Raw genomic sequence first — 13,921 nt, forward strand, 5'->3', positions numbered from 1 at the left:
GTGAAGCGGACTTCACAATGAGCGAGCGCGGTCCCCCGCATGACAAATTTACGTGTACATCTGCGCAGTGGATTTTGACGAGATAGCGGCGAATATGCGGCAGGGCGCCGATCTTTGCCGGCAATCGTCTGGCAAAGTGTATTAAAACTTAATTCACCAACTATGCTTGAAGCCGGCCGAGAACGTCTTATTGGTCACGCCCTGGACAGTCTCGCTAATCGATCCGGAGACGTTGACGCCGCCAAACAGCTTCTGCTCGGCGCCGAACTTGCGCAGCCATTTGTCATCGGTGGTGGCGAGCGATTGTCCGGCGATGAAGCTGGTGCCGGTATCAGTGATGTTGAAACGCGCGAGCTGGTCGGTCTCGTAGCTTCGCGTGGGGCGACCGTTGTAACCAATGGCTGGAATGCTGCCTTGCTGGATCACGTTGTAGCCGCTCTGCAGCGTCAGCGAATACTGATCGCCGGCAATGGGTACCGACTTGCTGAGCGACGTGCCCAGTTTGGTTTGATCCGCGCCCGGATCGACGCGCGCTTCGATCGCCGTCTTGTCCCAGATCGAACCCACGCCGGGAGCAGTCGCGGCCGCCCAGGCTGCGCCGCCCGATTGGGCCTGCGCCGTGCCGTCGCCGAATTGGTTGCGGTAGGCATCGGCTGCGCTGCGCGGCGCGTTTTGCCGCGCGACATTGATGTCGGCGCCGACGCGGGTATCCCAGAACGGCGTAACCGACTGCTTGACCGAGAGTGCGGACGCGCCGTTGCTGTCGTTGGAAGTCCAGCTGGACGACGGGCTGCCGACGATCAGCGACGAGCGCTTCTCGCGGAGCGATGCCTTCGCCGTCGGCGAATCGTCGGTATTCAAGAGGCTCCAGTCGGGTTCCGGGGCGTCGGCAGGAGGAGTGGCTGCCGTGTCGACCTGCTCTATTTCACCGGGAGGCGGCGCAACATCGACGAGGCCGCGCCACGGATTCTGCGCGTGAGCCGGAAAGGCAAACGCGGTTCCGCCGAGTGCTGCGACAAGCGCCCAATATGTCGGTTTGATTGAAGCCATCGTGCCACTGCCCAGCAAGATCGCGGATCGATTGGCACATAATACCATCAGGCCCGGCAGAATTGTGGCGTCGCAACATTTCGCTGGGGATGAACTCGGCGATTGGCAATCGCCGTGCTGCTCAGGCGATCTTCGGCAGATGGATAGGCCGGCCCAATGCCTGTTCGACCAGGTCGAACGTATCCACGACCACGCGCATGCTGATCAGACGCCCGGCCTTGAACTGCGCGAATTGCGCCAGTCGCAGGCTGATAGGGCGGTTCGAATCCAGCGCGGTCAGCGAGAAGCGCATCATTGCGGAGCCAGATTCATCACCAAGGATCATCGACTCCCGCTCGAAGCGATGCACCCGCACATTGTCCGCGATCTGCTTGCAGACATCGAGCACGGCAGCCTTGCCGTGGCGTGCGCCGAGAAACGGAAACATATCAATCGGCCCGTAGACCGCCCACTCGATATTGTCGTCGATGATGTCAGTGAGGTGGTCGAGCTGGCGTTCGTTGATGGCGCGATGCAACGCGCGCGAGAAACGCCAGAGGCTGTGCTCTGTCATTGGGATAGTCCTGAAAATGGTTGAAACACTTGCGCGCCGGGGCAACGTTGCCCGGGCGGTCTGCACAAATTGCTTGATAGCTGAAGTAATATAATTTCGCTAAAATTCAACGGTTTATTTTGCAATGCACAAATGTTCATGGTGAGGAGCTGCTCACCAAAACGTTAAGCTGCATTGCGGCGTCGGCATAACCTTACCGGTATGTCTGCTCGTGGTCCTGCACGGGGAGCGGTTCCATGGCGACATCGCCATTGCGGGCAGCCATGACGCCGAACAGGAGGGCCCCGCCGACGGCGCCGAGGAGTGCGCCAATGGGCATGAAGGTGAAAAACACCAGCATGGCGCTATAGCCCTCGAAATTGCTGGTCTTGAACAATTCGACCCAGGCAACGCCGGCGCCGATCCCCACGGCCGCTCCACCGAGCAACCCCAGAACCAGACCCAGCAAGATCAGCAACGCGATTTTCATGCAGCGCCCCCACTCAATGTTTTATGCGTCAAACAACGGCGCCAGAAGGTTCAACGGCGGGCAGCGATTTCATGTGCGGGAGCCCGGGTAAGGAACGCAGTTTGAGCGGCTGCGTTTTCTCCCGACCTGCAAGGGAGATTCCCGATGACCAAGCACATCCAGCCCGTTCCCGAAGATAACTGCAGCGACAAGGGACCTGGCAGCGCGCCGAAGGTGACGCTCGATAATACCAAGGGTCATCGCGACGACGAGAAGCACAATATTCGTGAGCAGGCGGCGCACGGCAATCTCACGCAGAACACCAGCAACCGCCGGTCGGGGTGATCGCAATGCAGCAGGCGGTGTCTATATAACAGGAATGGCCAGTAAACCCGTCGTCACCGCCCGCTTGCGCCGCGCGTCACCCGTTCTTGTCTGCAAGAAATGCTTGGGTCGCATTGATGACGGCAAGGCACTGCGCAAATCGCTCAAGTCGGATTTGAAACGCCGCAGCGCCAAGCAGGACGTGAAAAGTCCACGCGTGGTGCTGACGGGTTGCCTTGGCATCTGCCCAAAGCGCGCCGTCGTCGTGGCCAGCGCCGCGACGTTACAGAACGGGCAGTATCTGTTGCTGTCAGGTGCGGACGCCAGCGCAGAGGCGGCGGCGATGCTGATGCCGGATCGCGTGCCCTAAATAGAGCGATCAGGCGGCCGATTTCTCCGGCAGTTCTCCTCCCAGCGGGCGGCGTTCCATCTCTTCGCCGAAATCGATCGGATGCAGCAGCGCCTCGTGGAGCTGATGGCGATCGAGTTCGCCTTCCCAGCGGCTGATGACGATGGTGGCGACGCCGTTGCCGATCAGATTGGTGAGCGCGCGGCATTCGCTCATGAACTTGTCGATGCCGACGATGATGGCCAGTGCGGTGATCGGAATATCGGGGATGATCGACAGCGTCGCGGCCAGCGTCACGAAGCCCGCGCCGGTGACGCCCGATGCGCCCTTCGATGTCAGCATCGCCACGCCGAGCACCGCGGCCATCTGGCCGAAGGTGAGATGCGTGTTGGTGGCCTGCGCCAGAAACAGCGTGGCGAGCGTCATATAGATATTGGTGCCGTCGAGATTGAAGCTGTAGCCGGTCGGGATCACGAGGCCGACCACCGGCTTCGATGCGCCCAGCGCTTCCATCTTGGTGATCATACGCGGCAGCACGGTCTCGGACGACGAGGTGCCAAGCACGATCAGCAGCTCGTCCTTGATATAGCCGATGAAGCGCAGGATCGAGAAGCCGAAGGCGCGCGCGATGCCGCCGAGCACCAGCAGCACGAACAGCAGCGACGCCAGATAGAAGGTGAAGATGAGATAGCCGAGATTGACGAGGGCGCCGAGGCCGAACGAGCCGATGGTGAAAGCCATCGCGCCAAAGGCGCCGATGGGCGCGAGCTGCACGATCATGCCGATGATGCGGAAGAACATCTTGCCGGCGAGATCAACGCCTTCGGCGATCTTTTCGCCGGGCTTGCCCATATGTGAGATCGCGAAGCCGGAGAGGATCGCCACCAGCAGCACCTGCAGCAGATCGCCTTTGGCCAGCGAGTCGAAATAGGACGTCGGAATGATTCCCATCAGATGGGTGACGAAGCTTTCCTCCTTGGCGCGGCTGACATAGCTGGCGACGGATTTTGCGTCCAATGTGGAGGGATCGATATTGAAGCCGGCGCCGGGTTGCAGGAAGTGGCCGACCAGGAGGCCGATCAGCAGCGCCAGGGTCGAGACCGTCTCGAAATACAGCAGCGTCTTGCCGCCGATGCGGCCGACCTTGCTCATGTCGCCGATCGAGGCGATGCCGTGCACCACGGTGCAGAAGATCGCCGGTGCGATCATCATCTTGATCAGGGCAATGAAGCCGTCGCCGAGCGGCTTCAGGGCCTTGCCGGCATCCGGATAGAAGTAGCCGACGGTGACGCCGATCGCGATCGCGATCAGCACCTGGATATAGAGAATGCGATACCAGGGTTGCTTGGCCATCGTGGTTTCGTCCCTTGAAAGCGCTCATCACCATCGACAGCCGCGCGCAAAACATAGGTGCGCTGAGCTGCGGCGTAAAGTCACGCTTTGAACAGACCTGAGGTTAAAGCGCGGCGCAGCCCGGCCATGTCTCCCGCGCATGCTGCACTTGCAGTGGTGCGCGCCGGGGCCATTTAAATCTCAAAGGAAGCATCGCCATGCTTGATATCACCGCACATCCCTTAAATGACGATTCCGCGACACCCGCCGTTGCCGCAGTGCCGAACGATGCTGCGCTGCTCGATGCCTATTCGAACGCTGTCATCGATGTCACCGAACGCGTCGGCCCCGCGGTCGTGCGGGTCGAGACCGGAGCGAGGACGCCGAATGCCCGCGAACGCGGCGGGCTGGGCTCCGGCATCGTCATCTCGCCGGACGGCCTTGTCCTGACCAACAGCCATGTCGTCGGCGATTCCAGGCATATTCGCCTGCGCGACACCGAAGGCGTCGTCACCGATGCTCGCGTGCTCGGCGCCGATCCCGATACCGATCTCGCTTTGCTGCGGGCCGATAATGCGCGCGACCTGCGCTATGCGGGTCTCGGCAATTCCAAGAACCTGAAGCGCGGCCAGCTCGTGGTCGCCATCGGCAATCCGCTCGGCTTCGAATCCACGGTCACCGCCGGTGTCGTCTCGGCACTCGGCCGCTCGATCCGCTCGGTGAGCGGGCGCAATATCGAGGACGTGATCCAGACCGATGCCGCGCTCAATCCCGGCAATTCCGGCGGCGCGCTGGTGTCGTCGCGCGGCGAGGTGATCGGCATCAACACCGCCATCATCCAGGGCGCGCAGGGCATCTGCTTTGCGGTCGCCAGCAACACCGCGCAATTCGTGCTGTCGGAGATCATCCGTCACGGCTATGTCCGCCGCGCCTTCATCGGCGTGTCCGGCCAGACCGCGCCGATCCCGCGCCGCCATGCGGTGCTCGCCGGCATCGAGAACACCATGGGCGCGCTGCTCGATCAGATCGATCCCGACGGTCCGGCGTTCAAGGCTGGCCTGTTGCCTGGCGATGTCGTCGTCAGTCTCGATCACGTGCCGGTAAATGGCGTCGACGATCTGATCCGCATTCTTGATCGCGACCGTATCGATCGGACCATCGAGATTGACGTGCTGCGGATGGGCCGCCTGCGCGCCATCGACATTCATCCCGTCGAACGCAAGGTGCTGGCGCGCGCATAACGAAAGCGTTTTCGAGCGAAGTGGTTACCGGTTCGCGTTAAGAAAACGCGTAAAACAAGAAGCAGGAGCCCCGTTCCGATTCAATCGGAACGGAAATGGCTCCGCGTCAGGCCTTGTGCAGCAGCGACAGCTCGGCCTTCAGGCGCAGGCTGCGTTTGCCGGCGAGGGCGGTGGCTTCGAATGTCGCGCAGCCGTCGCTGCAGCTGCCGGAAAAGCCGATGCCCACTTCATAGCCGGCGAACAGCGAACTCCCGCCGGCTGCGGGCGTGTGTTCCTGATTGACGATCTCGCCCTTCCAGCGGCCGCCGGCCGAACCATAGGCGCCGAGATAATAGAACCGCGCGTCGCCGCCGAGGATGCGGCCGTCGAACAACAGCATCACGCCGGTCAGCCCGTCCTCGACGCCGTCGAGGGTTTTCATGTGCAGCGAATACAGTCCGTTGGCGATGCCGCCATTGCCCACGGTGCCGGTGTCCGGGAAATCCTCTTCGTCGAGCCGCGTCATCACGGATTCGAAGGCCGGTCCCTTGCCCTGCGCGTCGCCGCCCGTGAACCTGTAGTTCTTGCCGTCATGGATGCCACGGACGCGGATCGAGCCGTCGTCGTCGCCATAGAGCGTGCGAAACTGCGAGCCGACATGATGGCGCTGGCCGTGGATCACCGCATGGATGCCGTCGTCGGCTTCCTCATAAGTGCCGATATGGGCGAAGGCGGTGTTGCCGCCCAGCATGCGGCCGTCCTTGCAATACATGACGCTGCGGCCGACCACGTCGCCCGCCCGGTAGTCACATTTGTAGAAACCGTCGAACACTTAAAGCCACCCACTGCGCCAACGGGCACCAGTGTAGACGTTCGCGCAGTGCGATAACAGGCATTCCCGGCCGGGCATATCAGCCATCCCGTCCGCGTGACGAACGAAGGTTGGTCGCGCCGGGCCGATCACGCTCTCGTCCAAGCCCCGGGTCGCCGATTGTCGCGCGGCGGGTTTGCGGGCATGGTCGCGCCGAAATCGGGGAGGCCTATGATGCGTATTTTACGATGGATGGTGCTGTTCATGAGTGCTGCACTTCAGGCTTTCGCCCAGCCCGCGGCCCAATCCGTTCAGGCATCGCCCGAGGTGCTGCGCGATCTCGCCCCCACCGGAAAGCTCCGCGCCGCGATCAATTACGGCAACAGCGTCTTGGCCCAGAAGGGCCCCGACGGCGCGCCGCGCGGCGTCTCAGCGGATCTCGCTGCCGAACTGGCCAAGCGTCTCGGCGTGACCGTGGACTACGTGCCCTATGAAGCAGCGGGAAAAGTGTTCGAAGGCGCCAAGGCCGGCGCCTGGGATGTCGGCTTCATCGCCATCGAGCCGGTGCGCGCGCAGGAGATCGTCTTCACCGCGCCCTATGTGATCATCGAGGGCACCTATATGGTCCCCGCGCATTCGCCGCTGAAGACCGTCGACGACGTCGATAAGGACGGCATCAAAATGTCGGTCGGCCTCGGCTCGGCCTATGACCTCTATCTCACCCGCACCATCAAGCACGCCACCGTGCTGCGCGCCGATGCCGGCGGCGGCAGCGCAATGATCCGGAAGTTTCTCGACGAGAAGCTCGATGCCGCCGCCGCCGTGCGCCAGCAGCTCGATGCCTATGCCAAGGACCATCCGGAGATGCGCGTGATGTCCGGGCATTTCCAGGAGATCCAGCAGGCGATGGCTATGCCGCGCATTGCCGACAAGCCGCGCACGGCTGGCGTTGTCTATCTTGCCGCCTTCGTCGAGGAGATGAAGGCCTCGGGCTTCGTCGCCGACGCCCTCAAGCGCAGCGGCCAGGTCGCCGACGTCGCGCCGCCGGCGGGGAAGTAACGACGCGGGAGAAGCCCGCCGTCGTTCGCTCGGATGTACATGTCAAACAGCCACATGACATCGTTCTCGCGGGCGAAAGCCCCGAGGTGAGCTGTCGTTCTCCCCTCGAAACTGAGGGGAATGGAGCGCCGCAAGGCGCACCTTGATAATCAGTCGCTGCGTCCAGTCCGGTTGCGACACCGTTCCGTCCACAGCGCAACGCCTTGCGGCGCTCCATCACGGCGATTTCTGTTCCAGGGACCGTGCTTCCGGGTACTGGGCAGGGCTAATGAAAGCCCTCCGTTCCGGACAGGCTTTCGCCTGCCTTCACCCGCACCCGTCCAGCCGTTTCCGGCGCAGCCCCGTAGTGGGCCAGGACGGTGACCCCGGACCTCCCGAGTCCGTGCTTGCGAGGCACGTCCGCAGGCGCCGTATCCTGCTCCACTCCGAAAGCGCCCTCGAGAAGCGCCCCTCGCGAACAGGACGGGTAGGGGTATATAGTCTTATGGGAATTATGTCAACAACCGGAGGTGATGTTTACAGCTAGGGGTAGATTTGCGCTATGCTTCGACAGGGGGGATTAGCAATGAGTTACAGACCGATTAGGTTAGACGCTTTGCTCGTCAATCGTGCCAACGATAGGCATGGTGAGCTTGAGAATGAGACCGCCGCGATTGCATGGCTCTTCCATAATTTTGAAACGCACATGCGCAACCTCACCAAGGATCTGGTTTCCAGCGGTCAAGTTTTTGAACCTCCCCTGGTTTTTCCGGAAGGGGAGAATTTCATTTTGTTCGACGGTAATCGTCGGATGACCTGCTTGAAGCTCCTACTTCAGCCGAGAAGAGCGCCAACGACAGAGTTGCAAGATTTTTTCACAGAACAACGATCAAAATGGAAGGGAGATTTCCCAACTACTGTTCAGTGCCAAGTCGAACATGATCGAGATCGTATAGACGATATTCTGTTTCGCAGACATACGGGTTCGCAAGGCGGCGTTGGTCAATCGACTTGGGACGATAGGATGAAGTCAAACTTCATCAATCGTACAGGCAGGGGAAACGGATTTAACGCTGCCGATGAAATCGAGAGGCGTTTGGCAGTAGCGGGCATGCTGCCCGCGAAGAAGCTGCCGCGTTCGAACATAAATCGTTTATTGTCGGGCGAATCGTTTCGAAACCGGGTCGGTTTCACGGGCGCAAAAGGAAAATTCGAATTTACGCACGATGAGCCTGTGGTTCTTCGAGCGCTTCGTCGAATCGCGGATGATTTCGCGAATAGAAATTTCGTTCTCGGCGACATCTGGGATATCGATGGGAAGCGTTCTTATCTCGACGGACTTGAGAGCGAAGGAGTGCTACCTACTGCGGTAAATTCGCTCGCTAGTAAGGCAACAGATCAGAATGAGGAAGCTCCCGCAGCCAGGCGGCCTGTTCCCACAAAGGTCTCTCGACCCCAAAAAAGAACTGGCCTAATCCCAAACGTAAATTACTCGATCGCTTGGGCAGGACGTCTTCATCGCCACAAAGCGATCTGGGAGGAGTTACAGTTTCATCTGAATTTGGATGACCACGCCAACGCAATCTCTGTCTTGTTTAGGGTGCTCGTTGAGCTATCTGTCGAGAATTACATTTCTCAAACCAGATTGGCGACCGTTAGCAGCAATGATAATTTGGCGCGTCGCGTTCTGAGGGTGGCAGAGGATCTGAGACGCGGGGCAAAGATTGATCAAAAGTACTTTGAGCTTCTCAGTAAGTTTCCGCAGAATGATGTGCTGTTGTCGGCAGACACTCTCAATCGCTATGTCCACTCTCCCAATTTTGCACCATCCTCAGATCACCTCCGTGCGTTGTGGGATTGGTTGTCGGATTTTATTGTCCAGTGCCTGAATGCTCCGGCGAAGGCGCGCGATGATGCTCTTGCCGAGGGCGCGGGTGGAACTTAAATAGCGCCCGCTCTCTCGTTCATCCTTAGTCAATTAACTATAGCATTTCACTCCCATACCCCACGCTCCACGACGTCAGCAACGGCTTACCGCGTCGCTTACCGCTTCTTCCACCCACCCCGATGCCCCGGCGCACCGCCGGTTGATCTTGGCGCCGGCCCAAACTCCGGTCCGGACTCGCGGCTGTTCTTCGGCTGGAAGATCTTGCTCTCGGTGCCCGGTCCCATTTCGTCCAGCGTTGGCTTGCGCGGACGTTCGACGTCCTTGCCGCGGGCGGGCTTTACTTCATGCCAGTTCGCGATGCCCATCTCGTCGAGCCCGGGCTTGTGCACTTTCGACGACGCACCGCTCTTGCCGTATTTGCCACGCGCCTTGCCTTGCGCGGCCTTGTCGAGACGCGCGGGAAGATTGGCGGCGTCGCCATATTTCTTCTCGCCTTTATAGGCGCCGCCGCGCGCGGCCACGCCGCGCTGCTTGACGGTGGGGTCGTCGACGACGGCGAGTTCGGTGGCGCGCAGGCGCTTGACCTCGTCGCGCAGGCGCGCGGCTTCCTCGAAGTTCAGGTCGGCCGCGGCCTCGCGCATCCGCACTTCCAGATCGGCCAGCACGGCTTCGAAATTATGCCCGATGGTGATGGCGTCCTCGGCCATGCCGCCGCCGATATCCACCAGCACGCGGTCGCCTTCATAGACCGAGTTCATGATGTCGCCGATCGACTTCTTCACGCTCTCCGGCGTGATGCCGTGCAGCGTGTTGTATTCGACCTGCTTCTCGCGGCGGCGATCGGTCTCGGCGATGGCGCGGGTCATCGAGCCGGTCATCTGGTCGGCATAGAGAATGACGCGGCCGTCGACATTGCGCGCGGCGCGGCCGATGGTCTGGATCAGCGAGGTCTCCGAACGCAAAAAGCCTTCCTTGTCGGCGTCGAGCACGGCTACCAGCGCGCATTCGGGAATGTCGAGACCTTCGCGGAGGAGATTGATGCCGACCAGCGCGTCGAAGGCGCCCAAGCGAAGATCGCGGATGATCTCGATGCGCTCGATGGTGTCGATGTCGCTGTGCATGTAGCGCACGCGAATGCCCTGCTCATGCAGGAACTCCGTCAGGTCTTCGGCCATGCGCTTGGTCAGCACGGTGATCAGCGAACGATAGCCCTGGGCCGCGGTGGCGCGGACCTCGCCCAAGAGATCGTCGACCTGGGTGCGGGCCGGGCGAATGTTGATCGGCGGATCGATCAGGCCGGTCGGGCGAATGACCTGCTCGACGAACACGCCGCCGGATTCCTGCAGCTCCCAGCCGGACGGCGTGGCGGACACCGCGATCGATTGCGGGCGCATCATGTCCCATTCCTCGAAACGCAGCGGGCGGTTGTCCATGCAGGAGGGCAGGCGGAAACCGTATTCCGCCAGCGTCGCCTTGCGGCGGAAGTCGCCTTTGAACATGGCGCCGATCTGCGGCACCGAGACGTGGCTTTCGTCGGCGAAGACCAGCGCATTGTCCGGCACATATTCAAACAAAGTCGGCGGCGGCTCGCCCGGCCGGCGGCCGGTGAGATAGCGCGAATAGTTCTCGATGCCGGCGCAGCTCCCCGTGGCTTCCATCATTTCGAGATCGAAGGTGGTGCGCTGCTCCAGCCGCTGCGCTTCGAGCAGGCGGCCCTGATTGTGCAGCTGGTCGAGCCGCCACTTCAGCTCTTCCTTGATCGATTTCATCGCCTGGATCAGCGTCGGCCGCGGCGTCACGTAATGCGAATTGGCGTAGATCTTGATGAATTCGAGCTCGTCCTGCTTGTGGCCGGTGAGCGGGTCGAATTCCTCGATGCTCTCCACGGTGTCGCCGAACAAGTTCACGCGCCAGGCGCGGTCTTCATAGTGGGCCGGGAAGATGTCGATGACGTCGCCGCGCACGCGGAAGGTGCCGCGGGTGAAGTCGTGCTGGGTGCGCTTGTATTGCAAGGCGACGAGGTCGGCGATGAGCTGGCGCTGGTCGATGCGCTCGTCCTTCTTCAGCGCGAAGGTCATGGCGGTATAGGTTTCCACCGAACCGATACCGTAGATGCACGACACCGATGCCACGATGATGACGTCGTCGCGCTCCAGCAGCGCGCGCGTCGCCGAATGGCGCATGCGGTCGATCTGCTCGTTGATGGACGAGTCTTTCTCGATATAGGTGTCGGTGCGCGGGACGTAGGCTTCCGGCTGGTAGTAGTCGTAATAGCTGACGAAATATTCGACGGCGTTGTCGGGGAAGAAGTTCTTGAACTCGCCATAGAGCTGCGCGGCCAGCGTCTTGTTCGGCGCGAGGATGATGGCCGGGCGCTGCGTCGCCTCGATCACCTTGGCCATGGTGTAGGTCTTGCCGGAGCCGGTGACGCCGAGCAGCACCTGGGTCCGGTCGTTGCGGTCGATGCCTTCGACCAGTTCCTTGATCGCGGTGGGCTGGTCGCCTTTCGGCTCGTATTCCGACTTCAGCTCGAAGCGCACGCCGCCTTCGGATTTCTCCGGACGCGGCGGACGGTGCGGCGTCCACACCTTCTGGTCCTTGAACTCCGGGCGGCCATCGCGCACCAGCGCTTCCAGCGCATCGGCTGTGGCCTGCACGCCGAGGGCTTCCATCTTGTTGCGTGGCGGGCGCGCCGTCAGTGCCTCGGCGTCTTCTTCCTCGGTGGTGAAGCCGAGCTGCTTGGCCAGTTCCGGATCCAGCGTCGGGATCGAGGCCGAGGTGTTGTAATTGGCCTGCGGCGCTTCCTCGAGACCCTTCTGCTCGCTCAGCCGCGGCGCATAGGGCGCAACGACGGGCTGGGGAAACGGCTGCAGCGGCGTCGGACGCATGCCCGAAGACCTTGCTAAATCGTCGCCCTCGAACTTCTTAGGCGTCGATTTGCGCGCGCGATGTACCGCGGCCTCGCCGCCGGAGCGGCGCTCGAAGGAATTACTCGGTGGCGGCTGCAACCCGGTGCCCGAGCCCATGCCGGCATCGCCGCGATTGATCGCGGGATTCAGCAGTTCCGCCAGGGCAGGCCCGATCGGCTTGACGTCGGGACGGCCGGCGCCAGGCTTGGCGGCGGGTGTCTTGATTGATTTTGCGGGCTTTTTCGGAGAGTCGGGTTTCTTCGCCATGGGCGGAATATGGGGCGAGTCCGGTGGCGATAAAAGGGCCCTATTTCAGCAGCTTCAACAGCTTCTTGCCGGCCGGCGTGGCGAATTCTCTGGCGTCGAGGGTGCCGTCATTATCGGGGTTTGCCGCGCGGAACCGGGTTTCCACCACGGCGAGATATTCCGCTCTGTCGAGCGTGCCGTCATTGTCCGGATTGGCGGCAGCGAATTCGCCCTTGCTCATGCGGCCACGCAGCTCCCGGGCGTCCAGCGTGCCGTCCTTGTCGCGGTCGAGCTTGTCGAACAGTTTGCCGGCGGCGTTCTTGGCTTCGGCGAGGTCGACGGTGCCATCCTTGTCGGGATCGAGCTGCGCCAGGAAAGAGGCCGACCACGCTGGCACAGCGGCGAGCGACAGGGCGAGCGACAACAGAACGGTCCGACGCGACAACGCCATGGCAGCCTCCCTTGAATACTATCCTTGATTGCAAGGATGCCTGAAGGGGATAGTCCATTCAAGGGACAAGACTTGGTGTCCTGCAGGGGGCCGGCTTCATCACGCCTGTCCGGCGACCGGTTACGCTCGCAGGCGCTTGAGCGATTCGGGCAGGCGCGCATCGACCCAGGTGCCGATGTCGCGCTGGTGGCGATGGACATACAGCCCTAGTGCAATGATGCCGATGCCGATCAGCGACAGGGCGAACGGGAACAGCATCGAATCCTTGAAGATCTTCTCGGCGAGATCGCCGAGATAGATCGCAATGCCGATGGTGCCGAACACCGCGAACACCCGTCGCGACAGCGCGACCGCGATCAGCAGGAAACCGACGTTCAGCAGGCAGTATAGCGCCTTGTCGAGATTGGTGCCGTTCGACGTGGCGGTGATGCCGCCCCAGAATGTCAGCACGCCGAACAGATAAAGCCAGAATGCGAAATCGCCGCTGCGCTGGCGCAGGTTGACGATCACCGCAGCAACCAGAATGCCAAGGCCAAACCAGATGGACACCTTGCGCGATAGCTCCCAGTTGCCGTAGCTCGCGCCGGCGATCCAGGGCACGACATCCATCGACAGGAACCATAGCGCAACCGCCATGATGAAGACGATGAAGGGAAAGCGATAGAATTGCAGTGCCACGATCGCCGCGGCGATGGTCGCCAGCTCCATGAAGACGAAGCTGCCTTTGATCCAGACATAGAAATCCCGCATCGCCGCCGGCTTGCCGAATTCGGTCCATGCACCGTAAGCATCCTGTATGCCGAACACGGCCAGCGGCGTCATTGCCACGGCCACCGCAATCAGCAGTCCGCCCGGCGTGCGCAGTTTCTTGACGGTCCAGAGATAGTGACCGGCTGCGGTGAACAGGCCGGCATAGACCAGGGCAGTGGCGGTCAGCGCCGGTCCGCCCATCTGCGAAAACGCCAGCGTCGAGAACAGTCCCATCGCTGATATCACCACCAGCGCGCCGGCGTACCAGAGCAAATGCACGACATCGAATCTGGGCCCGGCCGCCGGCTGCTCCGGCACACGCGCCGTGAGGAAAGCCAGCAGGGCATCGAGCTGCGTGGAAGGAAGCTCGCCGGCTGTGACAGCCGCGCGCAGATCATCGGTCGAATATCGCATGCACTCTCTCCGCAACGCGCCATTCGACGCCGAACACTGGCCCTTTGTCGCTTACACGGGCCGAAGCGTTCAAGTGCCAAAACCTATCGCCGCGAGACGACAACGCCCGCGCGGCATTGCCCTTGAATGATACAGGCC

13 protein-coding genes are annotated in these 13,921 nt (G+C 61.6%); 5 read left to right on the plus strand and 8 right to left on the minus strand.

Annotation, left to right across the window (positions count from 1 at the left end; genetic code table 11):
• Positions 1-153 precede the first annotated feature (153 nt).
• The 3 genes from AB8A50_RS27335 to AB8A50_RS27345 form a co-directional block, all read right to left on the minus strand.
• Positions 154-1,050, minus strand: a complete 897-nt coding sequence (locus AB8A50_RS27335) for a hypothetical protein (protein ID WP_439079561.1) — start codon at positions 1,048-1,050, stop codon at positions 154-156.
• 121 nt (positions 1,051-1,171) lie between these two features.
• Positions 1,172-1,603, minus strand: a complete 432-nt coding sequence (locus AB8A50_RS27340) for a nuclear transport factor 2 family protein (RefSeq protein WP_439079562.1) — start codon at positions 1,601-1,603, stop codon at positions 1,172-1,174.
• Between the two features lie 193 nt (positions 1,604-1,796).
• A complete protein-coding gene (locus AB8A50_RS27345; protein WP_089261777.1) occupies positions 1,797-2,072 on the minus strand; it encodes a hypothetical protein in 276 nt (91 codons plus the stop codon).
• 144 nt (positions 2,073-2,216) lie between these two features.
• Between AB8A50_RS27345 and AB8A50_RS27350 the strand changes: the two genes are divergently transcribed.
• Both AB8A50_RS27350 and AB8A50_RS27355 read left to right on the plus strand, forming a co-directional pair.
• Entirely contained in the window at positions 2,217-2,396 is a 180-nt protein-coding gene (locus AB8A50_RS27350) for a hypothetical protein (RefSeq protein ID WP_089261775.1), read from the plus strand.
• 103 nt (positions 2,397-2,499) lie between these two features.
• Positions 2,500-2,745, plus strand: a complete 246-nt coding sequence (locus AB8A50_RS27355; RefSeq protein WP_439079563.1) for a (2Fe-2S) ferredoxin domain-containing protein — start codon at positions 2,500-2,502, stop codon at positions 2,743-2,745.
• Positions 2,746-2,754: 9 nt separating this feature from the next.
• Here the strand turns inward: AB8A50_RS27355 and AB8A50_RS27360 are convergent, their stop codons facing one another.
• Positions 2,755-4,077: a dicarboxylate/amino acid:cation symporter gene (locus tag AB8A50_RS27360; RefSeq protein ID WP_120288607.1), complete on the minus strand. Its 1,323-nt coding sequence runs from the start codon at positions 4,075-4,077 to the stop codon at positions 2,755-2,757.
• Between the two features lie 197 nt (positions 4,078-4,274).
• Between AB8A50_RS27360 and AB8A50_RS27365 the strand changes: the two genes are divergently transcribed.
• Complete coding sequence (locus AB8A50_RS27365; RefSeq protein ID WP_439062347.1) at positions 4,275-5,297, plus strand: S1C family serine protease; 1,023 nt, start codon at positions 4,275-4,277, stop codon at positions 5,295-5,297.
• Positions 5,298-5,403: 106 nt separating this feature from the next.
• On the opposite strand, the gene AB8A50_RS27370 is transcribed toward AB8A50_RS27365, so the two are convergent.
• A complete protein-coding gene (locus AB8A50_RS27370) occupies positions 5,404-6,108 on the minus strand; it encodes a GrlR family regulatory protein (RefSeq protein WP_439079564.1) in 705 nt (234 codons plus the stop codon).
• 213 nt (positions 6,109-6,321) lie between these two features.
• Between AB8A50_RS27370 and AB8A50_RS27375 the strand changes: the two genes are divergently transcribed.
• Both AB8A50_RS27375 and AB8A50_RS27380 read left to right on the plus strand, forming a co-directional pair.
• Entirely contained in the window at positions 6,322-7,146 is an 825-nt protein-coding gene (locus AB8A50_RS27375; RefSeq protein ID WP_439079565.1) for a transporter substrate-binding domain-containing protein, read from the plus strand.
• A 565-nt stretch (positions 7,147-7,711) separates the two neighbouring features.
• Positions 7,712-9,070 (plus strand): hypothetical protein, encoded by a 1,359-nt coding sequence (locus AB8A50_RS27380; RefSeq protein WP_439079566.1) that lies wholly within the window; start codon positions 7,712-7,714, stop codon positions 9,068-9,070.
• Between the two features lie 98 nt (positions 9,071-9,168).
• On the opposite strand, the gene uvrB is transcribed toward AB8A50_RS27380, so the two are convergent.
• The 3 genes from uvrB to AB8A50_RS27395 form a co-directional block, all read right to left on the minus strand.
• Positions 9,169-12,189: an excinuclease ABC subunit UvrB gene (gene uvrB / locus AB8A50_RS27385; RefSeq protein ID WP_439079567.1), complete on the minus strand. Its 3,021-nt coding sequence runs from the start codon at positions 12,187-12,189 to the stop codon at positions 9,169-9,171.
• A gap of 40 nt (positions 12,190-12,229) precedes the next feature.
• A complete protein-coding gene (locus tag AB8A50_RS27390; protein ID WP_439079568.1) occupies positions 12,230-12,619 on the minus strand; it encodes an EF-hand domain-containing protein in 390 nt (129 codons plus the stop codon).
• A 120-nt stretch (positions 12,620-12,739) separates the two neighbouring features.
• Complete coding sequence (locus AB8A50_RS27395; RefSeq protein ID WP_439079569.1) at positions 12,740-13,783, minus strand: hypothetical protein; 1,044 nt, start codon at positions 13,781-13,783, stop codon at positions 12,740-12,742.
• Positions 13,784-13,921 lie beyond the last annotated feature (138 nt).

This window comes from Tardiphaga sp. 841_E9_N1_2 (genome assembly GCF_051811065.1).
Taxonomy (GTDB): Bacteria; Pseudomonadota; Alphaproteobacteria; order Rhizobiales; family Xanthobacteraceae; genus Tardiphaga; species Tardiphaga robiniae.